General features: G+C 66.5%; 26 protein-coding genes and 1 pseudogene. 23 read left to right on the forward strand and 4 right to left on the reverse strand.

All coding sequences use genetic code 11. The features are described from left to right. The 6 genes and pseudogenes from EPN80_RS18140 to cheZ form a co-directional block, all read left to right on the forward strand. A pseudogene (locus EPN80_RS18140) lies at positions 1-250 on the forward strand (methyl-accepting chemotaxis protein); the annotation flags it as partial. Positions 251-265: 15 nt separating this feature from the next. Then, positions 266-1,192 (forward strand): CheR family methyltransferase, encoded by a 927-nt coding sequence (locus EPN80_RS18145; protein ID WP_293030593.1) that lies wholly within the window; start codon positions 266-268, stop codon positions 1,190-1,192. Beyond that, on the forward strand, positions 1,189-1,848 hold the full coding sequence (gene cheD, locus EPN80_RS18150; RefSeq protein ID WP_293030597.1) for a chemoreceptor glutamine deamidase CheD: 660 nt from the start codon (positions 1,189-1,191) through the stop codon (positions 1,846-1,848). The genes EPN80_RS18145 and cheD overlap by 4 nt, the downstream gene beginning before the upstream one ends. Next, on the forward strand, positions 1,845-2,921 hold the full coding sequence (locus EPN80_RS18155; protein ID WP_293030600.1) for a chemotaxis response regulator protein-glutamate methylesterase: 1,077 nt from the start codon (positions 1,845-1,847) through the stop codon (positions 2,919-2,921). Before cheD ends, EPN80_RS18155 begins: the two co-directional genes overlap by 4 nt. A gap of 73 nt (positions 2,922-2,994) precedes the next feature. Continuing rightward, on the forward strand, positions 2,995-3,390 hold the full coding sequence (gene cheY / locus EPN80_RS18160; protein WP_206093720.1) for a chemotaxis response regulator CheY: 396 nt from the start codon (positions 2,995-2,997) through the stop codon (positions 3,388-3,390). Next, a complete protein-coding gene (gene cheZ / locus EPN80_RS18165; protein WP_293030906.1) occupies positions 3,387-4,067 on the forward strand; it encodes a protein phosphatase CheZ in 681 nt (226 codons plus the stop codon). The genes cheY and cheZ overlap by 4 nt, the downstream gene beginning before the upstream one ends. Positions 4,068-4,095: 28 nt before the next feature. Here the strand turns inward: cheZ and EPN80_RS18170 are convergent, their stop codons facing one another. Continuing rightward, complete coding sequence (locus EPN80_RS18170; RefSeq protein WP_293030603.1) at positions 4,096-5,211, reverse strand: aldo/keto reductase; 1,116 nt, start codon at positions 5,209-5,211, stop codon at positions 4,096-4,098. 134 nt (positions 5,212-5,345) lie between these two features. On the opposite strand from EPN80_RS18170, the gene EPN80_RS18175 reads away from it, so the two are divergent. From EPN80_RS18175 to EPN80_RS18200, 6 genes are all read left to right on the forward strand, one after another. Further along, a complete protein-coding gene (locus EPN80_RS18175) occupies positions 5,346-6,245 on the forward strand; it encodes a LysR family transcriptional regulator (protein ID WP_293030606.1) in 900 nt (299 codons plus the stop codon). 157 nt (positions 6,246-6,402) lie between these two features. Continuing rightward, entirely contained in the window at positions 6,403-7,560 is a 1,158-nt protein-coding gene (gene flhB, locus EPN80_RS18180) for a flagellar biosynthesis protein FlhB (RefSeq protein ID WP_293030609.1), read from the forward strand. Next, on the forward strand, positions 7,557-9,662 hold the full coding sequence (flhA, locus tag EPN80_RS18185) for a flagellar biosynthesis protein FlhA (RefSeq protein WP_293030612.1): 2,106 nt from the start codon (positions 7,557-7,559) through the stop codon (positions 9,660-9,662). The genes flhB and flhA overlap by 4 nt, the downstream gene beginning before the upstream one ends. Continuing rightward, on the forward strand, positions 9,659-10,846 hold the full coding sequence (gene flhF, locus EPN80_RS18190; protein ID WP_293030615.1) for a flagellar biosynthesis protein FlhF: 1,188 nt from the start codon (positions 9,659-9,661) through the stop codon (positions 10,844-10,846). The genes flhA and flhF overlap by 4 nt, the downstream gene beginning before the upstream one ends. After that, positions 10,839-11,681 carry a MinD/ParA family protein gene (locus EPN80_RS18195; RefSeq protein WP_293030618.1) on the forward strand — a complete coding sequence of 281 codons (843 nt, stop codon included), beginning with the start codon at positions 10,839-10,841 and terminating at the stop codon, positions 11,679-11,681. The genes flhF and EPN80_RS18195 overlap by 8 nt, the downstream gene beginning before the upstream one ends. A 14-nt stretch (positions 11,682-11,695) precedes the next feature. After that, on the forward strand, positions 11,696-12,427 hold the full coding sequence (locus EPN80_RS18200) for an RNA polymerase sigma factor FliA (protein WP_293030908.1): 732 nt from the start codon (positions 11,696-11,698) through the stop codon (positions 12,425-12,427). Between the two features lie 62 nt (positions 12,428-12,489). On the opposite strand, the gene EPN80_RS18205 is transcribed toward EPN80_RS18200, so the two are convergent. From EPN80_RS18205 to flgA, 3 genes are all read right to left on the reverse strand, one after another. Then, on the reverse strand, positions 12,490-12,942 hold the full coding sequence (locus EPN80_RS18205; RefSeq protein WP_293030621.1) for a flagella synthesis protein FlgN: 453 nt from the start codon (positions 12,940-12,942) through the stop codon (positions 12,490-12,492). Then, a complete protein-coding gene (flgM, locus tag EPN80_RS18210) occupies positions 12,939-13,283 on the reverse strand; it encodes a flagellar biosynthesis anti-sigma factor FlgM (RefSeq protein WP_293030623.1) in 345 nt (114 codons plus the stop codon). Before flgM ends, EPN80_RS18205 begins: the two co-directional genes overlap by 4 nt. 127 nt (positions 13,284-13,410) lie before the next feature. Further along, positions 13,411-14,172 carry a flagellar basal body P-ring formation chaperone FlgA gene (gene flgA / locus EPN80_RS18215; protein ID WP_293030626.1) on the reverse strand — a complete coding sequence of 254 codons (762 nt, stop codon included), beginning with the start codon at positions 14,170-14,172 and terminating at the stop codon, positions 13,411-13,413. Between the two features lie 273 nt (positions 14,173-14,445). Between flgA and flgB the strand changes: the two genes are divergently transcribed. The 11 genes from flgB (at position 14,446) to flgL (ending at position 25,339) form a co-directional block, all read left to right on the forward strand. After that, entirely contained in the window at positions 14,446-14,895 is a 450-nt protein-coding gene (gene flgB, locus EPN80_RS18220; protein ID WP_293030911.1) for a flagellar basal body rod protein FlgB, read from the forward strand. Positions 14,896-14,905: 10 nt separating this feature from the next. Then, positions 14,906-15,307, forward strand: coding sequence for a flagellar basal body rod protein FlgC (gene flgC / locus EPN80_RS18225; protein ID WP_293030629.1), 402 nt, complete (start codon positions 14,906-14,908; stop codon positions 15,305-15,307). A 12-nt stretch (positions 15,308-15,319) separates the two neighbouring features. Then, positions 15,320-16,033 carry a flagellar hook assembly protein FlgD gene (locus tag EPN80_RS18230; protein ID WP_293030632.1) on the forward strand — a complete coding sequence of 238 codons (714 nt, stop codon included), beginning with the start codon at positions 15,320-15,322 and terminating at the stop codon, positions 16,031-16,033. A 51-nt stretch (positions 16,034-16,084) separates the two neighbouring features. Beyond that, entirely contained in the window at positions 16,085-17,332 is a 1,248-nt protein-coding gene (flgE, locus tag EPN80_RS18235) for a flagellar hook protein FlgE (RefSeq protein WP_293030635.1), read from the forward strand. A 31-nt stretch (positions 17,333-17,363) separates the two neighbouring features. After that, a complete protein-coding gene (locus tag EPN80_RS18240; RefSeq protein WP_293030638.1) occupies positions 17,364-18,107 on the forward strand; it encodes a flagellar basal body rod protein FlgF in 744 nt (247 codons plus the stop codon). Between the two features lie 46 nt (positions 18,108-18,153). Next, a complete protein-coding gene (gene flgG, locus EPN80_RS18245) occupies positions 18,154-18,936 on the forward strand; it encodes a flagellar basal-body rod protein FlgG (protein ID WP_047215623.1) in 783 nt (260 codons plus the stop codon). Positions 18,937-18,957: 21 nt separating this feature from the next. After that, positions 18,958-19,635, forward strand: coding sequence for a flagellar basal body L-ring protein FlgH (locus EPN80_RS18250; RefSeq protein WP_293030643.1), 678 nt, complete (start codon positions 18,958-18,960; stop codon positions 19,633-19,635). An 83-nt stretch (positions 19,636-19,718) separates the two neighbouring features. Then, positions 19,719-20,780 carry a flagellar basal body P-ring protein FlgI gene (locus EPN80_RS18255; protein ID WP_293030913.1) on the forward strand — a complete coding sequence of 354 codons (1,062 nt, stop codon included), beginning with the start codon at positions 19,719-19,721 and terminating at the stop codon, positions 20,778-20,780. 9 nt (positions 20,781-20,789) lie between these two features. Further along, positions 20,790-21,683: a flagellar assembly peptidoglycan hydrolase FlgJ gene (gene flgJ, locus EPN80_RS18260; RefSeq protein WP_293030645.1), complete on the forward strand. Its 894-nt coding sequence runs from the start codon at positions 20,790-20,792 to the stop codon at positions 21,681-21,683. A gap of 87 nt (positions 21,684-21,770) precedes the next feature. Then, positions 21,771-23,777, forward strand: a complete 2,007-nt coding sequence (gene flgK, locus EPN80_RS18265) for a flagellar hook-associated protein FlgK (protein ID WP_293030647.1) — start codon at positions 21,771-21,773, stop codon at positions 23,775-23,777. A gap of 26 nt (positions 23,778-23,803) precedes the next feature. Then, entirely contained in the window at positions 23,804-25,339 is a 1,536-nt protein-coding gene (flgL, locus tag EPN80_RS18270; RefSeq protein ID WP_293030650.1) for a flagellar hook-associated protein FlgL, read from the forward strand. Positions 25,340-25,356 lie beyond the last annotated feature (17 nt).

Consider the following 25,356-nt stretch of genomic DNA (forward strand, 5'->3'; position numbering starts at 1 on the left):
GGTGAACAAGGCGGTCACGCAGATGGACGAGGTGACGCAGCAGAACGCGGCGCTGGTGGAGCAGGCGGCAGCGGCGGCGGGCTCGCTCGAGGAGCAGGCCCATCGCCTCAAGGATGCCGTGTCGGTGTTCCGCATCGGCCAGGGCGTCGCGGATGTCGTGGCCTTGCGGCAACCCGGGAAATCGGTCAACGACGATCGCCACGATCGCGAACCGCACCAGGCTGCGACGCGCAAGCGCGCGCTGGGCTGATTACCAGAGACGCACATGAGCACGCCGCGCCATCCGCCGCCCTCGCCGAGTTCGCCGGCGTTCGCCCGTCCAGCGGCCAGGACGGCCGAGAGCGCCTCGACGCCGGCGCTCGACAGCGGCCGCGACTTCGTGTTTACCGTCGCGGACTTCGCCCGCATTCGCGACATGATTTACCAGCGGGCGGGCATCGCGCTGGCCGAGCACAAGCGGGAAATGGTCTACAGCCGTCTGGCGCGCCGCATGCGCGCGCTCGGGCTGATGCGTTTTAGCGATTATCTCGACCGGCTCGAGGCCGATAGCGGCTCCGGCGAGTGGGAAGCCTTCACCAATGCGCTGACCACCAACCTGACTTCGTTCTTTCGCGAAGCGCACCACTTCCCGCTGCTGGCCGAGTTCGCCCGCGCACGTGCCAAGCCGCTGTCCATCTGGTGTTGCGCCAGTTCGACCGGCGAAGAGCCGTACTCGATCGCCATGACGCTGCTCGATGCGCTGGGCCCGCGTGCCCAGGCCAGCGTGCTGGCCACCGACGTCGACACGCAGGTGCTCGCGCGCGGCGCGGCCGGCACCTATGCCGCCGAGCAGGGCGGCAAACTGCCGCCCGAATACCTGCGCCGCTTCTTTCTGCGCGGCACCGGTGCGAACGCCGGCAAGATCAAGGTGCGGCCCGAAGTCGCCGCCCTGGTGTCGTTCGCGCAGCTCAACCTGCTCGCGCCGCAATGGCCGGCCCAGGGTCCCTACGATGCGATCTTTTGCCGCAACGTCATGATCTACTTCGACAAGACCACGCAACGTCGCATCCTCGAGCGCTTTGCTCCGCTGCTCAAGCCCGGCGGCCTGCTGTTCGCCGGACACTCCGAGAACTTCACCTACGTCACGCAGCAATTCCGCCTGCGTGGCCAGACGGTCTACGAACTGGCTCGAGCCGAGGAGCGCGCATCATGAATGCCCCGGTGCTGGCCAAGTCGCTGGCGACCAACCTCTATTTCGATCAGCAGTTCGGCTGCCAGGCGGTCAAGCTGCTGCCCAGCGAATACTACGTCACCAGCGCCGACATGATGCTGGTCACGGTGCTGGGCTCGTGCGTGGCGGCCTGCGTGCGCGATACCGTGAGCGGCATCGGCGGCATGAACCACTTCATGCTGCCCGACGAAAACGACAGCGACCGCCTGTTGTCGGCCTCGATGCGCTACGGCGCCTATGCGATGGAAATGCTGCTCAACGAGCTGATCAAGGCGGGTGCGCGCCGCGAGCGGCTCGAAGCCAAGGTGTTCGGCGGCGGCGCGGTGCTCGCCGGCATGACCACGCTCAATATTGGCGATCGCAACGCGCAATTCGTGCTGCGCTATCTCGAAGTCGAGCAGATCAAGGTAACCGCTCAGGATCTGCTCGGCGCGCAACCGCGCAAGGTCTGCTTCATGCCGCGCAGCGGCAAGGTCATGGTCAAGAAATTGGGTCAGCGCGGCGACGACGCGATCGTCGTCAAGCGCGAGCAGGATTACGCCCGGCAGTTGCGCGGTAACCAGGTGCGCGGCACGGTCGAGCTCTTTTCCTCGCCGGCGCGCAGTGCGCGCCAGGCGAGTGTGGCGGAGGAAACTTGAAAGACAAAATCAAAGTCCTGTGCGTGGACGACTCGGCGCTGGTGCGCAGCCTGATGACCGAGATCATCAATGAGCAGCCCGACATGACGGTGGTGGCGACCGCGCCCGATCCGCTGGTCGCGCGCGACCTGATCAAGCGTCATGACCCGGACGTGCTGACGCTGGACGTCGAGATGCCGCGCATGGACGGGCTCGATTTTCTTGAAAAGCTCATGCGCCTGCGCCCGATGCCGGTGGTGATGGTGTCTTCGCTGACCGAGCGCAATTCTGAAATCACCCTGCGTGCGCTCGAGCTGGGGGCGGTCGATTTCGTCACCAAGCCGCGCCTGGGCATTCGCGACGGGCTGCTCGAATACGGCGAGATGATCGCCGACAAGATTCGTGCCGCGGCGGGCGCGCGCATCAAAAGCGCGGTGCCGCGTTATCTGAAGCCCGCCGCCAGCGAGGAAGTGCCGCTGCTGCGCAATCCGCTGGTCAGCACGGAAAAACTGATTATCATCGGTGCCTCGACCGGCGGGACCGAAGCGATCCGCGAAGTGCTGCTGCCCTTGCCGCCGGATTGCCCGGCGATCCTGATCACCCAGCATATGCCGGCCGGCTTCACGCGCTCGTTCGCACAGCGCCTGAATTCGTTGTGCCGGATCACCGTCAAGGAAGCCGAGCACGGCGAGCGGGTCTTGCCGGGGCACGCCTACATCGCGCCGGGCGACACGCACTTGCGGCTCTCGCGCAGCGGCGCGAACTATGTCGCGCTGCTCGATCAGGGGCCGCCGGTGAACCGGCACCGGCCGTCGGTCGACGTATTGTTTCAATCGGCGGCCGAACATGCCGGGCGCAACGCGGTCGGGGTGATCCTCACCGGCATGGGGCGCGACGGCGCGGCCGGATTGCTGAGCATGCGCCAGGCCGGCGCGCATACGCTGGCGCAGGACGAGGCCAGCTGCGTGGTGTTCGGCATGCCGCGCGAGGCCATTGCGCTGGGCGGCGCCGACGAGATCGTGCCGCTGAACCAGATGGCGCGGCAGGTGATGCAGCAAATCGCAAGATTCGGAGAGCGGGTGCAGCGCGTATAGTGTGCCAATACGGGTGAGCCAATACGGCGCTGCCGGGTAAGTTGAGCCAGTTAGCAATAGTGGAGTGATGATGGTGGACAAGAACATGAAGTTTCTCGTGGTCGACGATTTCCCGACGATGCGGCGCATCGTGCGAAATCTCCTCAAGGAACTGGGATTTTCGAATGTCGACGAAGCCGAAGACGGCGTCGTTGGGCTGGCCAAGCTGCGCGGGGGCTCGTTCGAGTTCGTCGTGTCGGACTGGAACATGCCGAACATGGACGGGCTGACCATGCTGCAGCAGATCCGTGCCGACCCGGCACTGGCCAAGCTGCCGGTGCTGATGGTCACGGCCGAGGCGAAGAAGGAAAACATCATCGCCGCGGCGCAGGCCGGCGCCAGCGGCTACGTCGTCAAGCCTTTCACAGCCGCGACGCTCGATGAGAAGCTCAACAAGATCTTCGAAAAAATGGAAAAAGCGGGGGCCTGAACGTGAGCGAAGAAGTCACTCTCCATCCTCCGGGCGAGCTCGACGGCGGGCATGCCCCGGGCGATCACGAGCAGGCCGAGCGCATGCTCAACCGCATCGGGCAATTGACCCGCATGCTGCGCGACAATCTGCGCGAGCTGGGGCTCGACAAACAGATCGAGCAAGCGGCCGAGGCCGTGCCTGACGCCCGCGACCGGCTCAACTACGTGGCCACCATGACCGAGCAGGCGGCCGAGCGCGCCCTCAATGCGATCGAGGCCGCCAAGCCGATCCAGCAGCGCCTGCAGCAGGAAGCCAGCGCGCTCGACGAGCGCTGGTCGCAGTGGTTCGGCGGCCCGCTCGACATGGACGACGCGCGCCGCCTGGTCAACGATACGCGCGCCTATTTGCGGGCGGTGCCGGACGAGACCCGCGCGACCAACGAACAATTGATGGAAATCATGCTCGCCCAGGACTTCCAGGATCTGACCGGGCAGGTCATCAAGAAGATCATGGAGGTGGTGCGCACCATCGAGAGCCACCTGCTGCAGGTGCTGCTGGAAAACGTCTCGCTGGAAAAACGGCGCGAGAGCGGCGAGCCCCTGCTCAACGGCCCGCAGATCAATCCCGAGGGACGCTCCGACGTCGTCTCCGATCAAGCCCAGGTCGACGACCTGCTGGCCAGCCTCGGTTTTTGAGGCAGGCCCCGCGCGCGTTTTCGTGCGCTCAGTCCGCGGCCGGTGCCGGCACCACCACCGGCCGGTGATAAGCCTGCGGTTTCGACGCGACGCGCACTTGTCCATGGATGCGCGCCTGGTGCTCCGGCGCGAACATGTAGTACGGGAAGGCCGCGGCGGGCGCGCTCACCGCATCGAGCCGGGCGAGCAGTGCCGGCTCGAGTGTGAAGTCGAGCGAAGCGAGCGACTGCTGTAGTTGCTCCGGCTTGGTCGCGCCGACGATGATGCTCGACACGCCGCGCTTGCCGGCCAGCCAGTTCAGGGCGACTTGCGCCATGGGTCGACCGACCGCGTCAGCGACCGCCTCGAGCTCGGCGACGATGCCGAAATTGCGTTCGGTCAGTTTATCGAAGCCCGGACCGGGGTTGGCGCTCACCGTTTGCAGGCGACCTTCGCCGAACGCCGCACGCCCGTCCCGCGCCGGCCGATATTTCCCCGCGAGCAAGCCCATGGCCAACGGACTCCACGGAATCAACCCCATGCCCAGCTCGGTGGCCAGATCGCTGAACTCGTGTTCAGCGTTGCGCTCGATCAGCGAGTACTCGATCTGCATCGCGGCAACCGGCTCGAACCCTCGCCAATCGGCCAGGGTTTGCGCCCGGCCGGCGAACCAGGCCGGCGTATCCGACAGGCCCACGTAGCGAATCTTGCCTGCCCGCACTGCGTCGTCCATGGCACGCATGACCTCGTCGACCGGCGTCATGCGGTCCCACGTGTGCAGGTAGTACAAATCCACATAGTCGGTCTTCAATCGTTTGAGCGAGCCGTCGAGCGCGCGCAGCAAATTTTTCCGATGATTGCCGCCGGCGTTCGGGTTGCCGGTCTCGCTGTTGTAGCTGTACTTGGTTGCCACCACCATGCGATCGCGCAAGCCGCGCGCCGCAATGAATTGGCCCAGCCACGCCTCGCTGGTGCCGGCCGTATACAGGTCGGCGGTGTCGACGAAGTTGCCGCCGGCGTCCACGTAAAGATCGAACAGGCGCTGCGCGGTCGCCTGGTCCGCGCCCCAGCCCCACTCGGTGCCGAAGGTCATGGTGCCCAGTGCAATCGGGCTAACGCGCAGGCCGGAGCGGCCCAGGGTGGTATAGGTTTGCATCATCGTCATGGGAGTCTCCTTCAGGGTGTTTGCGACGGCTTTGCGCAACTGCATTGGTTGCCATATTGCCCCGACTTGTTTATGTAGAAAAATAGCGTTCTACTAAAAGGAATATGAAGCTGAACTTCATAAAAGGAGGCGCCATGGATGCCGCTCAATTACCCGCTGTCAGCGCTTTTGCCCGCGTCGCCCAATGTGGCAGTTTCACGCGCGCCGCGGCGGTGCTCGGGGTCTCGCCGTCGGCGCTGTCGCAGACGATCCGGGGCCTTGAAACCCAGCTCGGCGTGCGGCTGCTGCAGCGCACGACCCGCCGCGTGGGGCTCACGGAGGCCGGCGCGCAGTTCCTGCGCAGTGTCATGCCGGCGCTCGAGTCGCTGTCGGTGGCGTTCGACGCCCTTAACGATTGGCGCGCACGCCCTGCCGGCACGTTGCGCATCAACCTGTCGCGGGTGGCCAGCGAGTTGCTGGTGATGCCGTATCTGGCCGAATTCAGCGCCGCATATGCCGATGTCACGCTTGAGTTGATGCTGGACGACGGCATCAGCGACCTGGTGGCCGAAGGCTGCGATGCCGGCATCCGGCTCGGCGAGCGGCTGGCGCAGGACGTGGTCGCGGTGCGCCTGGGTGGCGAGCAGCGCACCATCGTGGCTGGCTCGCCAGCCTATTTCGCACGGCACGGCAAACCGCGCACGCCCGAGGATCTGTGCACGCACGATTGCCTGCGCTACCGTTTCGCCTCGAGTGGCGGCATTTATCGCTGGGAATTCACCCGCGACGGCCGTACTTTCGAGGTCGATCTCAAAGGCCGTGTGGTGACCAACGACTTGCGCACCATGGTCGAGGCCGCACTGCAAGGCGTGGGTCTGGTGCATGTGATCGAAGACTACGTCCGTGCGCCGCTGGCCGACGGGCGGCTCGAACGTGTGCTCGACGAGTGGTGCCAGCCCTTTCCCGGGTTTTATCTCTACACGCCCAGCCGCGCGCAAATGCCGTTGAAATTGCGCGCCTTTATCGATTTCCTGCAGGCAAAGCTTCACCGTTGACCGGTCGCTGGCCTTGCCGCACCGGCGGACAAATTTTGAATAAGGCCTTAATCCCGGCCCTGTTTCGCCGATCGCCGCTTGACGTGTTCAACGACAATCGGTCCTGATGGGGTGGGTCTCGCCGCCCTCGGCACAGTGAAAAAGGGCTTGGAAGGGCATGGCTGAAGAGAGCGATCTCGAGCGCACCGAACCTGCGTCCCCCCGGCGCCTCGAACAGGCGCGCGAGGAAGGGCAGGTTGCGCGCTCGCGCGAATTGGCGACGTTCATGTTGCTGGCCGCCGGCGTTGGCGGCCTGTGGGCCATGGCCGGCAGCCTGTCGCAGCATTTCGCGGGGCTGCTGCGGCACAGCCTGAGCTTCGATCAGGCCAGCGCGCTCAACACGCACGTGATGATGGCGCGCGCCGGCGCCTCCGGCCTGCAAACGGTGCGGGTCATGCTGCCGCTGCTGGGCCTGCTGGCGCTGGCGGCGCTGATCGCACCGATGATGCTGGGCGGCTGGCTGTTTTCAACCAAACCCCTGATGCCGCAATTCTCCCGGCTCGATCCGCTCAAGGGTCTGGGGCGAATGTTTTCCGTGCAAAGCCTGGCCGAACTGGTCAAGGCGATTGCCAAGACGATCCTGGTCGGCTGCGTCGCGCTATGGGTGCTGCTGCGCGACCGGGACCAGGTGTTCGGGCTGATGGGGCAGGCGCCCGACGTGGCGCTGCGGCACGCCGTGCATCTGGTGGGCGAGTCGTGCGCGTTCATCGTCGGTTCGCTGCTGCTGATCGCCGCGCTCGACGTGCCGCTCCAGCTCTGGCAGCACTACCGCAAGCTGCGCATGACGCGCGAAGAACTTCGCAACGAGTACAAGGAAACCGAGGGCGACCCGCACGTCAAGGCACACATCCGCCAAATGCAGCGCCAGGCGGCGCGGCGCCGCATGATGGCAGCCGTGCCCAAGGCGGACGTGATCGTCACCAACCCGACCCACTTCGCGGTGGCGCTGCAATACGTCGACGACACCATGCGCGCGCCGCGGGTGGTCGCCAAGGGCGCCGATCTGGTCGCGCAGCGCATCCGCGAGCTCGGGCTCGAACACGGCGTACCGGTGCTCGAGGCACCGCCGCTGGCGCGCGCGCTGTACCGCCATACCGAACTCAATCAGGAAATCCCCGCGACCCTCTACAACGCCGTGGCCGAAGTGCTGGCGTGGGTCTACCGGCTGCGCCGCTGGCGCGCCGAGGGCGGCGAGCGTCCGGTCGAACCGGACGAGCTGGCGGTGCCGCCTGACATGGCGGGCGGCGCGCCGGGCGCCGAAGGCGGTGCCGCATGAACGCGCGCGTGAACGACTGGCTGCGCCGTCCCGGCAATCTGCTGGGCGGCAATCTGCGCGCGCTGGCGCCGCCGATCCTGATCATGATGATCCTGGGCATGATGATTCTGCCCTTGCCGCCATTTCTGCTGGATCTGCTGTTTACGTTCAACATCGCGCTGTCGGTGATGGTGCTGCTGGTCAGCATGTACACCCAGAAGCCGCTGGACTTCGCGGCGTTCCCGAGCGTGCTGCTGTTCTCCACCCTGCTGCGCCTGTCGCTGAACGTCGCCTCGACCCGGGTGGTATTGCTCAAGGGGCATACCGGGGCCGATGCCGCCGGACGCGTGATCGAGGCGTTCGGCCATTTCCTGGTGGGCGGCAATTACGCGGTGGGGATCGTGGTGTTCGTCATCCTGGTGGTCATCAACTTCATGGTGATTACCAAGGGCGCGGGGCGGATCGCCGAAGTGGGCGCTCGCTTTACGTTGGATGCCATGCCCGGCAAGCAAATGGCGATCGACGCCGATCTGAACGCCGGGCTGATCGGCGAGGAAGAGGCGCGCCGCCGCCGCGCGGTGATCGCCCAGGAAGCCGACTTCTACGGATCGATGGACGGCGCCAGCAAGTTCGTGCGCGGCGATGCCGTCGCCGGCCTGCTGATCATGGTGATCAATATCGTCGGCGGGCTGATCGTCGGGGTCGTCCAGCACAATATGGACCTGGCCGACGCCGCCAAGACCTACACGCTGCTGACCATCGGCGACGGACTGGTGGCGCAGATCCCGGCACTGGTGATTTCCACCGCGGCCGGCGTGGTGGTCAGCCGCGTGGCCACCGACGAGGATATCGGCCAGCAGGTGATGGGGCAGCTGTTCTCCAATCCGCGCGTGCTGGTCCTGACCGCGGGCATCCTGGGCATGATGGGCCTGATCCCCGGCATGCCCAACGTGGCGTTCCTGCTGCTGGCCGCCGCGCTCGGCGCGCTGGCGCGCTGGCAGCTCAAGCGCGACGCGCTGGCCAAAAGCGGCGCGGCGACGCCGGCACCGGCCCCTGGCCCGGCGGTGGACGTGGCCGAAGCGAGCTGGGACGACGTCACGCTGGTCGACCCGCTCGGCCTGGAAGTCGGCTATCGCCTGATCCCGCTGGTCGATCGCGCGCGCGACGGCGAGCTGCTCAAGCGCATCAAGGGCATCCGCAAGAAATTCGCGCAGGAAATCGGTTTCCTCGCGCCGGTGGTGCATATTCGCGACAACCTCGAACTGAAGCCGACCGCCTACCGCATCACCCTCAACGGCGTCGAGATCGGCCACGGCGAAGCCCACCCGGGACAGCTGCTGGCGATCGACCCCGGCCAGGTCAGCGGCCCGCTGCCGGGCACCCAGACGCGCGATCCGGCGTTCGGATTGCCCGCCGTGTGGGTCGACCCCAGCCTGCGCGAGCAGGCCAATATGCAGGGCTACACGGTGGTCGACGCCGGCACGGTGGTGGCCACCCACCTGAATCATCTGGTTTATGGCCATGCATCGGAATTGTTGGGCCGTCAGGAAGTGCAGCAACTGCTCGACCGTATCGGCAAGGACTCCCCGAAGCTGACCGAAGATCTGGTGCCCAAGACGCTGCCGCTGACGACCGTGCAAAAGGTGCTGCAAAACCTGCTGGACGAAGGCGTGCCGATTCGCGACATGCGCACCATTCTCGACGCGCTGGCCGAGCATGCGCCGCGCGTGACGGACCCGCACGAGCTGACTGCGCTGGTCCGCCTGGCCTTGGGCCGCGCCATCACGCAGGCGCTCTACCCCGGCCAGGGAGAGCTCCAGGTCATGGGCCTCGACGCCAATCTCGAACGCATCCTGAGCCAGGCGCTGGCGGCCAGCGGCAACGGCGCGGGCGCGGGTCTCGAGCCGGGGCTGGCCGAGACTCTGCTGCGCGAGACGCAGGACGCGATGCGCCGCCAGGAACGCGCGGGCCTGCCGCCGGTGCTGCTGGTGCAACATCCGCTGCGCGTGCTGCTGGCGCGCTTCCTGCGCCGCAGCCTGCCGCAACTCAAGGTGCTGTCGTCGGCCGAAGTGCCCGACACCCGCTCCATTAAAGTGACTGCCCTGATCGGAGGTCAAGCTTGAATATCCGTAAGTTCGTCGCCGGTACGTGCCGGGACGCATTGCGCCAGATCCGCGAGGAAATCGGTCCCGATGCCGTGGTCCTGTCCAACCGCACGGTGGCCGGCGGTGTCGAAATCGTCGCATTGTGCGAGGCTGACCTGGCATCGCTGGCGAGCGCCTCGCCGAACCCGCCTGCCTCCAAGGCGCCCCGCGCGACGCTCGACCCGGCGCTGGCCGAAGCCATGATCGGCGAGATCCAGTCGATGCGCGGCCTGCTCGAGAACCAGGTAGCCGGCCTGTTGTGGAGCGAGCGCCAGCGTCGCACGCCCGCGCACGGCGAGATCCTGCGCACCCTGCTGGGCAGCGGTTTCAGCGCGCAACTCGCCAAGACGCTGCTGGAGGCGTTGCCGGCCGGGCACACGCGCGAAGCCGGACTGGCGTGGGTCAAGCAGGCGCTGATGCGCAACCTGCCGATCATCGAAAACGAAAACGCCCTGATGGAGCGCGGCGGCGTGTATGCGCTGATGGGGCCGACCGGCGTGGGCAAGACCACCACCACCGCCAAGCTCGCGGCGCGTTTCGTGATGCGCCACGGCGCCGACAAACTGGCGCTGCTGACCACCGACAGCTATCGGATCGGCGCGCACGAGCAGTTGCGCATCTACGCCAAGATCCTCGGCGTGACCGTGCATGCGGTCAAGGACGCGGCCGACTTGCGCCTGGTGCTGGCCGAGCTGCGCAACAAACATACCGTGCTCATCGATACGGTGGGCATGAGCCAGCGCGACCGTACCGTGCCGGAACAGGTCGCGATGCTGTGCGGCACCGACACGCCGGTACGCCGCCTGCTGCTGCTCAACGCCACCAGCCACGGCGACACGCTCAACGAAGTCGTGCACGCCTATCAGTCGGCCGACGCAGCGAGCCTGGCCGGCTGCATTCTGACCAAGCTCGACGAGGCGACCAACCTGGGCGCGGCGCTCGATACGGTGATCCGCCACCGCTTGTCGGTGTATTACGTCTCGACCGGGCAGCGCGTGCCGGAAAACCTGCATGTGCCCGAGCGCGAGTTTCTGATCGACACGGCATTGAACGCCACGCGCGAGAACTCGCCGTTCGTGCCCGGCGCGGACGACATGCCGACGTTGCTCAGCCGCCTGGGCGGCAGCTCCGGCGCTTTTAGCGCGGAGGCTCGCCTTGGATAAGCTCGTGCGGGATCAGGCCGAGGGTCTGCGCCGCCTGTTGCGGCGTCATGCGCCGCGCGTGGTGGCAATCGCCGGCGGCACGCCGCGCGGCGGGCAGACCAGCGTGGCCGTCGAGCTGGCGGCAGCGCTCGCGCAGCAGGGGCGCGACGTGCTGCTGCTGGACGAAACCGGTCATGCGTGCGGGGCGCTGGGCATCGCCTCGCACCACCATCTGGACGACGTGCTGGCCGGCGAGATGCCGCTGTCGATAGCGCAAACGCGCCTGCGCGACGGCTTTGCCGTGCTGCCGGCCGAGGCGCGCAAGATGACCGGTCCGGTCAGCGGGCAATGGCCGACGCGACTGGGCGCGACCGCCCCCGACATCGTGCTGATCGACGCCGCCGCGAGCCCGAGCGCGCCGCTCTCGTCGCTGGCGTGCCATGCGCAGGACGTGATGGTGGTGCTCACGCCGAACGCCGAATCGATTACCGGTGCCTATGCGTGGATCAAGCGCGCCCACCTGACTCATGCGATTCCGCGCTTTCGCCTGCTGGCCAATCGCGCGGGCGAATCGGAGGCGGCGGTGATGTGCCGCAACCTGGCCGGCACCGCCAGCCGCTATCTGGCCGTCACGCTGGAGCTGGCCGGCTGCGTGCCGGCCGACCGCCAGCTGCAGCAGGCCCGGCAACTCCGCCGCTGCGTGGTCGATGCGTTCCCGGCCGCACCCGCGGCCGTGCAGTTCCGCCAGCTTGCCGCGACGCTGATGCAATGGCCGGCGGCCATGGGCGCGCCGCTGCCACTGGCGCGCAACAGCGCGGCCGGCGTCGCTCTTGCCGCGCAACCGTGCGCGAGTTGACCATGGGGGACGGCATGTATACGGCGCGCGGCACGGTTCAGACCAACGATCTGCTGGAGCAATATGCGCCGCTGGTGCGCCGCCTGGCGCTGCAGTTGATGGCCAAGCTGCCGGCCAGCGTCGAGCTCGACGATCTGGTGCAGGCCGGCATGCTCGGCCTGCTCGATGCCGAGAGCCGCTACCAGGAGACCCAGGGCGCGCAGTTCGAAACCTACGCCAGCCAGCGCATACGCGGCGCGATGCTCGACGAGCTGCGCGAAATGGACTGGGCCTCGCGCGGCGTGCGCAAGATCGCGCGCCAGATCGAACAGGCGGTGCAGCGGCTGCAACAGCGCCTGGGCCGCTCTCCGGCCGAGAGTGAAATCGCCACCGACATGCAGGTATCGCTCGAGGCATACCAGCAGATGCTGCAAGAGGCGCATGGCTGCCAACTGATCTACTACGAGGATTTCGAGGGGGACGACGAGGAGCCATTCCTCGATCGATTGAGCGCCGACCATCACGCCGATCCGTTGGCCGCGCTGCTCGACGACGACCTGCGCCAGGTGCTGTCCGATGCCATCGAGCGCCTGCCCGAACGCGAAAAGCTGCTGATGAGCCTGTACTACGAACAGGGGTTGAACCTGCGGGAAATCGGCGCGGTGCTCGAAGTCAGCGAGTCGCGCGTATGCCAGCTGCACAGCCAGGCGATTTCGCGCCTGCGCGTGCGTCTGCGCGAACAGGCCTGGACCACCTCGGGGCAATGAAGCTGCGTCCGGCCGAATGCCGATGACGCAGGCGCTCGAAAGTGCCGCGCCTGCGGCGCGCCTCAGGCCGTGACGCTGCCGCCGCCGAGCGTCGCCTGCTGGCGGCCGTCGGGGCCATAAAGCGGTTCGCCGGCGCCCACGTTGAGAGCGGCCAGCGCGCGCTGGGTGTAATTCAGGCGCGTGCGGATCAGGCTGCCGTTGATATCGTTATTGCGTTTGGCCACGGCGGCCAGCGCCAGCAGTTCGGCCCAGGCCTGGCCGATCTCGGGGTCGCACGCGGCGGCCGCCTCGCCGCCGGCGCGTCCCGCGCCGAAACCCATCTCATGCAAGCGCCGGTCGCGGTCGCGGCCGTGCCCGGCCAGTTCGGCGACCAGCTGGGCTTTGCGTTCCGTCAATGCCGGCAACGGCTCGAGCGAGCCGGCCACGAGTGCCTGCTGCTCCTCATCGAGCACGGCCGCGAAGACCGCGACGGCGGCGTGTTCGTTGGCAATGGCGCTCAGCAAATCCTGTTTCATGATTTCTTCTGGGCACTGAGCAGATCGCGCACGGAGTTGATCAGTCCGCTGGCGATCTTGTCGGGGTTGATGGCGAGCTTGCCCTCGCTGATGGCCTGCTTGAGTTCGGCCACCCGGGCGGTATCGATATCGGCCGCGCCGGACTGCGCCAGCTGCGTCTGCAACGCTTGCATGTGGCTGGCCAGCGGGCTCAGGCTGACCGCGTCGCCCTCCAGGCTGCTGCCGGCACTCGCCCCGGCCGCACCCGGCCCGGGCGCGCCGGCGTTGTTCGTGGTGCGCGCGGTGCCGCCCTTGACAGCGGACGTCCCGGTCACTTTATTGGCGGATTGTTGGATTTTCATCATCTTTTCCCAGAATCTTGCCTGTTTAACGGCAGCATCTTGCGGAACTTTAACAGCGTACCGCGGCCCGCGCACTACCCGCCCGCCAAGGGGGTGCGTCCTCGGACCGGCGCGGCGCTCCGGCGCCTCACAACGAAACGATGACCTCCACTCCGCCGGAGCGGTCATGGGCCACCACGCCGCTGACCACTTGTCCCGAGCGCATCCGCACCTGAACCATCTGACCCACGCTGGCGCGCGTCAGGACCTGGCCTTCGGCGCTGACCTCGAAATGGCTGCCCTTGGCCACCACACGCAAATTCTGCCCCTGTTGCACGACGATGGCGCCATGCAGTAAATCTTGCCGAATCGGCAGGCCGGCGGTGATCATGTTTTGCGCGACCTGGCCGATCGCCTGACCCGGATCGGTCACGATCGAGCGCGGCAGCAGCGTCAGATCGCCTTGCCGCGCGATCAGGTCGCCCGCCTGAATGGTTTGTCCGGCGCTGATCTGGCGCCCGGCTACGAAATAGGTCGCATCGACCGCGATGCGCGCTTGCAGATAAAGCGTCCAGGGCCGCGCGCCGCTGCAGCGCACGCCCACGCTGGTGGTGCCCCACAGGCGCGCGCCGGGCGGCAGGAACGCTTCCATCGCGGTGCATGCTGCCATGCGGTTCGAGACCGCCTCGCCCAGCGTGATCTTGACAGTGCCGGGCATGCCGCTGGTCTGCGCCTGCAGGAACGACAGCGCCGTCTGCCGGATCGTCTGCGGGTCCTGCCACGCGTCGGGCAGGGTGGCCGGCGCGGTCGCGGCGAGTGCCGGCGCGCCCGCGCACAGCAGCGCGAGCAGCGCCGGAAGCAGGCATCGCGCGCGGCGCGCCAGGGCGGGGAGGGGCAGCTTGGTTGTCATCGTTTCGGATCCACTCATGCGGCGCCGGCGGCAGTGCGCCGGGTCTTTTTCACGCTTGCATTCTAGCCACGCAAGCGCTCGGGGCATGGGTGGAATTGGACGGCAAATTGCGGCCTGTTCGGGCAATTGATCCCGGCGTGACGAATCTAGAATGCCTCACATGCCAAAAGGTCTCGAGGCGTTGGCGCGGGCGCTGCCCGCATTGCCGCGACGAGCGCCATGGCACGGCAAAACCATTGGAGCGCGCCGGGGCGCGCAGAGGTCGAGGACGGCATGATCGACAAACTGGATGCAGCTTTGCGTTTTAACCAGGACGCGCTGGATTTACGGGCCTACCGGCAGGAGGTCCTGTCGTCCAACATCGCCAATGCCGACACACCGGGGTACAGGGCGCGCGACTTCGCTTTCGGCAGCGCGCTGGCGCAGGCCGTCGAGCGTGGCACGCAGGCCGCCCAGGCCGTCACGTCGCAGCCGGGGCAGCCGGTGCTGCTGCGCACCTCGGCGCGGCAGTTCGCCGGCCAGGCGATGCCTTCGACCAATGCCGGCGCGCCGGCGGGCGTTGACCTCGCGTATCGGGTGCCGTACCAGCCGAGCGTGGACGGCAACACCGTCGATCTCGATAACGAGCGAGTCAGGTTTGCCGATAACGTCGTGCATTACGAGACGGGACTGACGGTCATATCCAACCAGATCAAGCAAATGCTGGCGGCGATCCAGCAATAGGGGTGAATCCATGGCACTGATGAGCATTTTCGATGTGGCCGGCTCGGCCATGACCGCACAGTCCGAGCGCATGAATGTGGCCGCCAGCAATATGGCCAACGCCGACAGCGTGACCGGTCCGGACGGTCAGCCGTATCGCGCCCGGCAGGTGGTGTTTCAGACCGACCCGGCCGGTCAGGGCGTGGGCGGGGTGCGCGTGGCAGGCGTGATTCAGGACCCGTCGCCGATGAAAAAGGTCTACGACCCGAAAAACCCGGCGGCCGACGCCAGCGGCTACGTCACGATGCCCAACGTCGACATGACCGATGAAATGGTCAACATGATCTCGGCTTCGCGTTCGTACCAGGCCAACGTCGAAGTGCTCAATACCGCCAAGACGTTGATGCTCAAGACGCTCACGATCGGCCAATAAAGGAGCGCCGCCATGACCACCATTACCGGCTCCAACGGCCAGTTTTCCAGCAGTTTCCTGGATGCCGTCAACGGCACCAGCGGCAGCGGCGGCACCTCGGGCTCGGGCAGCGCCTCGGGCACCGGCAGCGCTACCAGCCTGCAGAACAATTTTCTGCAACTGCTGGTCGCGCAGATGAACAACCAGGATCCGCTCAACCCGATGGACAACTCGCAGGTGACCTCGCAACTGGCGCAGATCAGCACCGTCAGCGGCCTGAACCAGCTCAACACGACGCTCTCGTCGATCACCGGCCAGATCAATTCATCGCAGAACCTGCAGGCCGCCGGCCTGGTCGGCAAGGGCGTGCTGGTGCCGGGCAGCACGGTGGGGGTGACCGGCGGGCAGGCGACGCCGTTCGGCGTGCAACTGCCGGCAGCGGCCGACACCGTCACGGTCGACATCGTCAGCCCGAGCGGCGCGACGGTGCGCACCCTGCACGAGGGCGCGCTGGCCGCCGGGCCTCAGGTCCTGACGTGGGACGGCAAGGACAACAACGGCGTCACGGTCGCCGACGGCAGCTATACCGTGAAAGTCAGCGCCACCGCCAATGGCCAGAACGTCGGGCCGACGGCATTGAACTACCAGGTGGTCAGCAGCGTGGTGACCGGGGCCAATGGCGCACCGTCGCTCAATCTCGGCACAGGCGGCGTGGTCAGCCTGAGCAGTGTCCAGGAAATTTTGTAGGCGCGGCCTGACGCATGTGCGTCAACTGCACTCGCTTCCAAGGGGTTTGATATGAGTTTTTCCACAGCTTTGAGCGGCCTCGATGCGGCGTCCCAGAATCTGGACGTGATCGGCAACAACGTGGCCAATGCCAGCACCGTCGGCTTCAAGGAAGGCGAGGCGCTGTTCTCCGACATCTACGCCAACTCGATGTCGGGCTCCGGCAACAACCAGATCGGCATGGGCACGCGCGTGACCGGCGTCGAGCAGCAGTTCACGCAGGGCGACCCGACCGTGACCAACCAGTCGCTCGACCTGGCGATCAACGGCAACGGCCTGTTCCGGCTCAACGACAACGGCACCACGGTGTATTCGCGCAACGGCCAGTTCCAGCTCGACAAGAACGGCTACATCGTCAACGCCAATGGCGATCGCCTGACCGGCTATGGCGCCAACACGACCGGCGTGATCAACAGCGTCAGTCCGCAGGATCTGCAGATTCCGACCGGCTACATCGCGCCGTTGGCCACCTCGACGATCGCCGGGCAGTTCAATCTGGATTCGCGCACTGCGGCGATTCCGTCGACCACGGCGTTCAACCCGGCCGACACAACGACCTACACCAATGGCACGTCGGTGAACGTCTACGATTCGCTGGGCAACCAGCACTCGGTCAATCTGTATTTCGTCAATCGTGGCCCGGATCCGGTCACCGGCCTGGGCACCTGGAACGTGTACGGTACGATCGACGGCAGCACGCCGATCGGCGCCGCGCCGGGGCTGATCGACACGCTAACCTTCAATACCGCCGGTGGCCTGGCCAGCGGCGGCGGGCCGATCACGCTGCCCACCATCAGTTACGGCAACGGTTCCTCGAGCGTGAGCAACATGACGCTGACCCTGAACGGAACCACGCAATACGGCAGCACCTACGCGGTCAATGCGCTGCAGCCCAACGGCTACGCCACCGGCCAGTTGAGCGGCTTTACCATCGGCAACGACGGCATCATCACCGGCACCTACTCGAACGGGCAGTCGGCCACACTTGGGCAGGTCGCGCTGGCCAACTTCAATAACCCGCAGGGGCTGGTACCCACCGGCAACAACGCCTGGGTCGAGTCGGCCACCTCGGGCGCGCCCAAGGTCGGCGTGCCGGGCAGTTCCAACCTCGGCAGCCTGCAGTCGGGCGCGGTCGAGAGCTCGAACGTCAATCTCACGGCCGAACTGGTCAACATGATCACCGCGCAGCGCAACTACCAGGCCAATGCGCAGACCATCAAGACGGAGAACCAGCTGGTGCAGACGCTGGTGAACCTGTAATGCACGCCGCTCGCTTGCCGCGGAGGATCTCATGGATCGCGTGATTTATCTGGCGCTCAGCGGCGCACAACAGGCCTTCGAACAGCAGGCCGTGACCGAAAACAACGTGGCCAACGTCTCCACGCCCGGCTTTCGGGCGCAGCTCAGCGCCTACCGGCAAGTGCCGGTGGTCGGCGGCAGCGGCAATCCGACCCGCGTGTTCGTCACGGCCTCGACCCCGGGGGCCGACTTCACGCCGGGGCCGATCATGCAGACCGGCCGCCCGCTGGACGTGGCGGTGCAGGGCGACGGCTGGCTGGCCGTCAATACCGCCAACGGCGGCGAGGCCTACACGCGCGCCGGCGATATCCAGATCAATCCGGACGGCGGCCAGCTGACCATCAACGGCTTGCCGGTGATGGGTTCCAGCGGGCCGCTGGCCGTGCCGCCCGGCGCGGCCATCACGATTGCCAAGGACGGCACCATCTCGGCACTGGGACAGGGCGACCCGCCCAACTCGGTGGCGGTGATCGGCCAGCTCAAGCTGGTCAACCCGCCGACGTCCTCGCTGGTGCGCGGCGACGACGGGCTGTTTCGCCTGGCCAACGGCCAGCCGGCGCCGGCCGATCCGAACGTCACGGTGCTCTCGGGCGCGCTGGAGGGCAGCAATGTCAATCCGGTCACCGGCATGGTCGACATGATCGCCCAGGCGCGCGATTTCCAGATGCACATGAAGGTGCTGCAAAACGCCGACACCAACGACCAAAGCGCCAACCAGCTGTTGACCTTCAACTGACGCGCCGCCCGCGCGCGCGCCACCGATTCCTGCAGGAGAACGCCGCATGATCCGCTCGCTATACATCGCCAAGACCGGCATGGATGCCCAGCAAACCGAAATGGACGTGATTTCGAACAACCTGGCCAACGTCAGCACCACCGGCTTCAAGAAAAGCCGTGCGGTGTTCGAAGACCTGATGTACCAGACCATCCGCCAGCCGGGCGCGCAGTCCTCGCAGCAGACCCAGTTGCCGTCCGGGCTGCAGTTGGGCACCGGCGTCGAGCCGGTATCGACCGAGAAGATTTTCACGCAGGGCAATCCGCAGCAAACCGGCAATCCGAACGACGTGGCGATCCAGGGCGACGGCTTCTTCCAGGTTCTGTTGCCCGACGGCACGACCGGCTACACGCGCGATGGCTCGTTCACGAAAGACAGCAATGGCCAGTTGGTGACCGCCAGCGGCTATCCGCTGCAGCCGGCCATCACCATCCCGGCCAACGCGCTGACCATGACCATCGGCACCGACGGCGTGGTGTCGGTCACGCAGCCTGGGTCGGCGGCCAACGTGCAGGTCGGCACCATCCAGCTGGCCACCTTCGTGAACAATGCGGGGCTGCAAAGCAAGGGGCAGAACCTGTATCTCGAGACCGCGGCCTCGGGCGCGCCGAACGTCACCGCGCCGGGCACCAATGGCTCGGGCACGCTGGCCCAGAATTATGTGGAGTCCTCCAACGTCAACGTGGTGGAGGAGCTGGTCAATATGATTCAAGCGCAGCGGGCCTACCAGATCAACAGCAAGGCGGTCACGGCATCGGACCAGATGCTGCAGACCCTGACGCAGCTTTGAGTCCGTCGGGCGGAACTTGATATGAAATTTCGTTGGGCCGCTTGGTGGGTCGTGCTCGGGCTGCTGTGCCTGGGCGGCTGCGCCTATTTTCCGCAGGAACCCGTGGTGGAGGGGCCGACGACCGCGCGGCCGCCGCCCGAGCCGGTCAAACCCGATCCGGACGGCGCGATCTACCGGCCGGAATTCGCCAACCGGCCTTTGTTCGAGGATTTGCGCCCGCGCAATGTCGGCGACATCCTGACCATCGTGATCAACGAAAAGACCGCGGCCAGCAAGAACTCGGCGACCGACACCAGCCGCTCGGGCAGCGCCGGCTTCGCTTTCCCGTCGATTCCCGGGATGGTGGGCGGCCTGTTCAACAACCAGGCCACTTCCGTCAACGGCGCGAACCAGTTCGCTGCCAAGGGCGACGCCGATGCCAACAACGTGTTCACCGGCACCATCACCGTGACGGTTTTGCAGGTGTTGTCCAACGGCAACCTGGTGGTCGCCGGCGACAAGCAGATCGCGATCAACCAGGGCACCGAGGACATCCGCTTCTCCGGCGTGGTGAATCCGGCGAGCATTTCCGGAACCAACACGGTGTCGTCCACGCAAGTGGCCGACGCGCGCATCGTCTATCGCGGCAAGGGCGCGATCAACGAAGCACAGACCATGGGTTGGCTGCAGCGCTTTTTCCTTAACGTTTTGCCTTTCTGATGATGTTGCCGACCTTACTCCAACGTTTTCGCGTGGCCCGCTGGGGGCTGGTGCTGCTGGCCGCGGCCGGGCTCGCCGCCGGCATGGCCGCGCCGGCGCGCGCCGAGCGCCTCAAGGATCTGGCCTCGATCCAGGGGGTGCGCGACAACCCGCTGATCGGCTACGGCCTGGTGGTCGGGCTGGACAACAGCGGCGACCAGACCATGCAGACGCCGTTTACCACCCAGAGCCTGACCAATATGCTGTCGCAGCTGGGCATCACGGTGGCGCCCGGCACCAATATGCAGCTCAAGAACGTCGCCGCGGTGATGGTCACCGCCACGCTGCCGCCGTTCGCGCAGCCCGGCCAGCAGATCGACGTAGTGGTGTCCTCGATGGGCAACGCCAAGAGCCTGCGCGGTGGCACGCTGCTGATGACCCCGCTCAAGGGCGCCGACGGCCGTGTCTATGCGATCGCCCAGGGCAATCTGCTGGTCGGCGGGGCCGGCGCCTCGTCCAATGGCAGCAGCGTGCAGGTCAATCAGCTGGCCGGCGGGCGCATCAACGGCGGCGCCATCGTCGAGCGCGGCGTGCCGACCACGATGGGCGGCCAGCCCGGCGTCGTGCGCCTGGAGTTGAACACGACCGACTTCGGCACTGCCGAGCGGGTCACCAACGCGATCAACCGGCGCTTTGGCCCCAGCACCGCCAATGCGCTCGACGGCCGCGTCATCATGCTGCATTCGCCGCTCGATCCTTCGGCTCGCGTGGATTTCCTGGCGCAGGTCGAAAACATCGACGTGCGGCCGTCGCTGGCGCGCGCCAAGGTGATTCTCAATGCGCGCACCGGCTCGGTGGTGATGAACCAGACCGTCACGATCGATGCCTGTGCGGTTGCGCACGGCAATCTGTCGGTGGTCATCAATACCACCCAGACCGCCAGCCAGCCGGCACCTTTCTCCAACGGCCAGACCGTGGTCGTGCCGAACTCGCAGGTGTCGCTGCAACAGGACGCGGGCGGCCTGCACCTGCTCAGCTCGGGCGCCTCGCTGGCCGACGTGGTCAAGGCGCTCAATACCCTGGGCGCCACGCCGGGTGACCTGATGTCGATCCTGCAAGCCATGAAAGCGGCCGGCGCCTTGCACGCCGATCTGGAAATCATCTGAGGAAGCGGTATGAGCGATTCCCCTCTCATCGGACAGCCGGGCGACCTGAGCCAACGCCTGGCGCTCGACGTGCAAAGCGTCAACGCGCTGCGCCAGGCGGTGCGCACCGACCCGCGCGCCGGCGTGCAGTCGGCCGCGCGCCAGTTCGAGGCAGTGTTCACGCAGATGCTGCTCAAGAGCATGCGCGATGCCTCCAGCGTGCCGGGCTCGCTATTCGGAGGCGACGACCAGACGCAGACGTACACCGAAATGCTGGACCAGCAACTCTCGCAGGAAACGTCCACCAAAGGCATTGGCCTGGCCGACATGATGCTGCGCCAGTTGGACCGCGCCGCCGGCCTGCAGCCGGGGACCACGCCGCTGCGCGCCGCCCCGGCGCCGGTGCCGCTGGCCGGGCGACCCTACGAGGCGGCCGGCGCGGTGGGCGTGCCCGCGCCGCGCCATGACGGTACGGTGGCGGGCAACTTCGTCGATCGCCTGGCCGGCGCCGCGCAAAGCGCCAGCGCGCAAACCGGGATTCCGGCCAACTTCATGCTGGGCCAGGCCGCGCTCGAGTCAGGCTGGGGCAAGCACGAAATCCGCAGCGCCGACGGCAGTACCAGCCACAACCTGTTCGGCATCAAGGCGGGCAAGGATTGGCACGGGCCGGTAGTCGAGGCGATGACGACCGAATACGTGCACGGCGTGCCCACGCGCGTGAAGGCCAAGTTCCGCGCCTACGGGTCGTACGCGGAGGCGTTCACCGATTATGCCAATCTGTTGCGCGGCAATCCGCGCTATGCGCAGGTGGTGGCCTCGGCGGGCGACGCCCGCTCGTTCGCGCAAGGCCTGCAGCGCGCCGGTTATGCGACCGATCCGCATTACGCCAGCAAGTTGATGAGCGTCATCCGGCAAATGACGTGAGTGCGGTACCAGACCGGCCGCACCGGCGGGCTCAATTTTTCGCTCGCGCGGCCGTAAACACGGGATAAGGGCAGGCCGCGCGCGAGCGTGCGGCTCAACCAACTGATCGCCAGGGACATCATGAGCATTGCAGGCCTGACAAATATCGGGGTGAGTGGGCTGGATGCCGCGCAGTTCGGACTGACCACCACCGGCAACAACATCGCCAACTCCGGCACCGCCGGCTACAACCGCGAGACCGTTGGCTACCAGGAGGGCGTCGGTTCGTTCGCCGGCGTCGGCTACCTGGGCACGGGCGTGCAGGTCAGCGGCGTCAATCGCGTCTACAGCCAGTTTCTCGCGGCGCAGGTCAACCAGTCGCAGGCCCAGTACAGCCAGCTCAATACCTATTACCAGCAGGTGCAGCAGATCGACAATATGCTGGGCTCGCCTACCGCGGGCCTGTCGTCTTCGCTGAGCAACCTGTTCGCGCAGTTGCAGACGGCCAGCTCCGCGCCGGGCGACGCCGCCACGCGCCAGACCGTATTGGGCGCGGCCCAGTCGCTGGCCACCATGTTTCAGTCGCTCAGCGGCAGCCTGTCCCAACTGAGCACCAGCGTGAACGGGCAGATCGGCGACGACGTCACGCAAGTCAATAGTTACGCCAAGCAGATCGCCTCGCTCAACCAGGCGATCCTGACGGCCCAGACCAGCAGCAACGGCGCCGCGCCCAATGCGCTGCTCGATCAGCGCGACCAGGCCGTGGCCAGCCTGAACCAGCTGGTGCAGGCCAACGTCGTCAAGGCCAGCGACGGCAGCTATAACGTGTTCATCGGCACCGGCCAGACGCTGGTCATGGGGCAGCAGAATTTCTCGCTCAAGGCGGTCCCGTCGGCGTCCGATCCGACCCAGACGACGATCGGCTACCAGGGACCCTCAGGCGCCACCGTGGCGGTGCCCGAGGGCAGCATCGCCGGCGGCGCGCTCGCCGGGCTGCTGACCTTCCGCGCGCAAACACTGAACCCGACCCAGAACGCACTGGGGGCCATGGCCGTCACGCTGGCCGACAGTTTCAACAGCCAGAACCACCTGGGCATCGACCTGAACGGTAAGCTCGGCGGCAACATTTTTTCCGTCGCGCCGCCGACGGTGCTGGCCAATGCCGCCAATTCGGCGACCGGCGGCGTGAGCGCCACCGTGGCCAACGCCGCGCAACTCACCACCAGCGATTACACGCTCGCTTACGACGGCACCAACTACACGCTCACGCGTTCGTCGGACGGCACGACCTGGAGCGGCACCTCGCTGCCGCTGAAGAATGCCAACGGCACCTATCCGGACGGCTTGCAGCTGAGCGTGACCAACCCGCTCACTGCCGGCGACAAATTCACCATCCTGCCGACGCGCGACGCCGCCTCCAGCATCGCCGTGAGCATGACCGACCCGTCCGGGCTCGCCCTGGCCGGCGCGGTGGCCACCGCCAAGGGCGCCACCAACACCGGCAGTGGCGCGATCGATGCCGGTTCGGTCGACACCAGCTATCCCGCCGCGCCGCTGAGCTCGCCCGTGACGCTGACCTACAACAGCGGGCCGCCGAGCACGCTGAGCTTTGCGCCGGCCGGCGCGGCGGTGACGTCCACCGTCAATGGCACCGCCACCACCTATGCAGCCGGCACCCCCGTGCCATACACGCCGGGCACGCCGACCCAGCTTTCGTTCGGCGGCATCACCGTCAATCTGAGCGGCGCGCCCGCCAATGGCGACACCTTCACGATCTCGCCCAATGCATCGGGCGTCTCGGACAGCCGCAACGGCCAGCTGTTGTCGGCGCTGCAAACCGCCAATACCATGGCCGGCGGTACTGCCAGCTTTACCGATGTCTACGCGAAACTGGTGTCGGACATCGGCTCGACGACCGCGCAATACCAGACCACCAGCACCGCGCAATCCAACCTGCTCAAGCAGGCCACCAACGCGCAGTCCTCGGTGTCGGGGGTGAACATGGACGAAGAAGCGGCCAACCTGTTGAGCTACCAGCAGATGTACCAGGCCAACAGCAAAGTGATTCAGATCGCCTCGACGCTGTTCGATACGATCCTGAACCTGAATCCCTGAGCCCTCGCGACGCGGAGCAAAGCACCATGCGCATCAGTACCAGCATGATCTACCAGCAGGGCCTGCAGGCGATGCAGGACCAGACCAGCCAGCTGCTGACAATTCAGCAGCAATTGAGCAGCGGCTCGCGCGTGCTCACCCCGAGCGACGACCCGAGCGCGGCGGCCGAAGCGGTGAGCGTGTCGCAGGCCAGCGCCATCAACACCCAGTACGGCGCCAACGACGGCGCCGTGAAGAACGCGCTGTCCCAGGAAGACAGCATCCTGGGTAACGTGACCAACACCATCCAGAGCGTCATGTCGCAGATCGTCGCGGCGGGCGACCCGACCTTGAGCACGGGCGGGCGCAATGCCATCGCCAGCCAGTTGCAGGCCAGCTACAGTCAACTGCTGTCGCTGGCCAATAGCCAGGACGGCAATGGCAAATATCTGTTCTCCGGCTATCAGGGCAATACCGCGCCCTTTGTCGACCAGCCCGGCGGCGCGGTCTACGTGGGCGACCAGGGGCAGCGCATGGTGCAGGTCAGCGCCAATCTGCAACTGGCCACCAGCGATATCGGCAGCGACATCTTCGCGCGCGTGCAGGGCGGCGCGGCCGGCGACGTGATCAGTGCCAGCCCGAACAACACCGGTACGGCCACCTTCAGCCAGGTGTCGGTAACCAATGCCGCCGATCCGGCCGCCGGCGATAAATTCCAACTGTCGTTTACGGTGGACAACACCACCACGCCGCCGACCACGCATTACACCGTGCAGGATCTCACCAACACGGCGAATGCCCCCGTCACGGGGGTGTACACCGCGGGCCAGGCGATTTCGTTCGGCGGCAAGCAGGTGAGCATCTCCGGCACGCCGGCCAACGCCGACAGTTTCACCATCGCGCCGGCCGCCGGCGCGGGCGGCGGTTCCAGCGCGGTGACCGCGAACAGCGCCAACACCGGCAGCGCGACCTACGGCCCGCTCTCGGTGACCAACCCGGCCGACCCGGCCATCGGCGACAAATTCCAGATTTCGTTCGCGGTCAATCCGCTCACCTCGGCCACCACTTACACGGTGCAGGACTTGACCAACACCGCGGCCACGCCGGTGACCGGCACCTACACGGCGGGCCAGCCGATCGCCTTCGGCGGCCAGCAGCTGAGTTTTTCCGGCAGCCCAGCCAACGGCGACAGTTTCAACGTGACGCCGAGCACGCCGGTCAGCACGAACGTGTTTGTCGCGCTCAGCGGCCTGATCCAGACGCTCAAGAATGCCGGTGACGGCCCCGGCGCGCAGGCCAGCCTGACCAATGCGCTGGCAACCTACAACCAGCAGTTCAGCAATGCGTTGAACAATGTGCTGACCGTGCGCGCCAGCGTGGGCGCGCGCATCGATCAGGTCAACACGCTCAGCTCGCAAAGCAGCAGCAACAATCTGCAATACCAGACGCAGCTGTCGAATCTCATGGATGTCGACTGGAACAGCGCGGTCACCAAGTTTTCACAGACGCAGGCGGCGCTGCAGGGCGCGCAGAAAACCTTTCTGCAGATCCAGCAGCTGTCGCTGTTCAGCCTGATCCAGTAGGTCCGGCCGGCGCACGC

The organism is Pandoraea sp. (genome assembly GCF_004297875.1).
Lineage (GTDB): Bacteria > Pseudomonadota > Gammaproteobacteria > Burkholderiales > Burkholderiaceae > Pandoraea.

Coding starts and splice junctions, on each gene's coding strand:
- EPN80_RS18145 (WP_293030593.1), top strand. CDS start 266: ATGAGCACGCCGCGCCATCCGCCGCCCTCGCCGAGTTCGCCGGCGTTC.
- cheD (WP_293030597.1), top strand. CDS start 1,189: ATGAATGCCCCGGTGCTGGCCAAGTCGCTGGCGACCAACCTCTATTTC.
- EPN80_RS18170 (WP_293030603.1), bottom strand. CDS start 5,211: ATGACGATGATGCAAACCTATACCACCCTGGGCCGCTCCGGCCTGCGC.
- EPN80_RS18175 (WP_293030606.1), top strand. CDS start 5,346: ATGGATGCCGCTCAATTACCCGCTGTCAGCGCTTTTGCCCGCGTCGCC.
- flhB (WP_293030609.1), top strand. CDS start 6,403: ATGGCTGAAGAGAGCGATCTCGAGCGCACCGAACCTGCGTCCCCCCGG.
- flhA (WP_293030612.1), top strand. CDS start 7,557: ATGAACGCGCGCGTGAACGACTGGCTGCGCCGTCCCGGCAATCTGCTG.
- EPN80_RS18200 (WP_293030908.1), top strand. CDS start 11,696: ATGTATACGGCGCGCGGCACGGTTCAGACCAACGATCTGCTGGAGCAA.
- EPN80_RS18205 (WP_293030621.1), bottom strand. CDS start 12,942: ATGAAACAGGATTTGCTGAGCGCCATTGCCAACGAACACGCCGCCGTC.
- flgM (WP_293030623.1), bottom strand. CDS start 13,283: ATGAAAATCCAACAATCCGCCAATAAAGTGACCGGGACGTCCGCTGTC.
- flgA (WP_293030626.1), bottom strand. CDS start 14,172: ATGACAACCAAGCTGCCCCTCCCCGCCCTGGCGCGCCGCGCGCGATGC.
- flgB (WP_293030911.1), top strand. CDS start 14,446: ATGATCGACAAACTGGATGCAGCTTTGCGTTTTAACCAGGACGCGCTG.
- flgC (WP_293030629.1), top strand. CDS start 14,906: ATGGCACTGATGAGCATTTTCGATGTGGCCGGCTCGGCCATGACCGCA.
- EPN80_RS18230 (WP_293030632.1), top strand. CDS start 15,320: ATGACCACCATTACCGGCTCCAACGGCCAGTTTTCCAGCAGTTTCCTG.
- flgE (WP_293030635.1), top strand. CDS start 16,085: ATGAGTTTTTCCACAGCTTTGAGCGGCCTCGATGCGGCGTCCCAGAAT.
- EPN80_RS18240 (WP_293030638.1), top strand. CDS start 17,364: ATGGATCGCGTGATTTATCTGGCGCTCAGCGGCGCACAACAGGCCTTC.
- flgG (WP_047215623.1), top strand. CDS start 18,154: ATGATCCGCTCGCTATACATCGCCAAGACCGGCATGGATGCCCAGCAA.
- EPN80_RS18250 (WP_293030643.1), top strand. CDS start 18,958: ATGAAATTTCGTTGGGCCGCTTGGTGGGTCGTGCTCGGGCTGCTGTGC.
- EPN80_RS18255 (WP_293030913.1), top strand. CDS start 19,719: ATGGCCGCGCCGGCGCGCGCCGAGCGCCTCAAGGATCTGGCCTCGATC.
- flgJ (WP_293030645.1), top strand. CDS start 20,790: ATGAGCGATTCCCCTCTCATCGGACAGCCGGGCGACCTGAGCCAACGC.
- flgL (WP_293030650.1), top strand. CDS start 23,804: ATGCGCATCAGTACCAGCATGATCTACCAGCAGGGCCTGCAGGCGATG.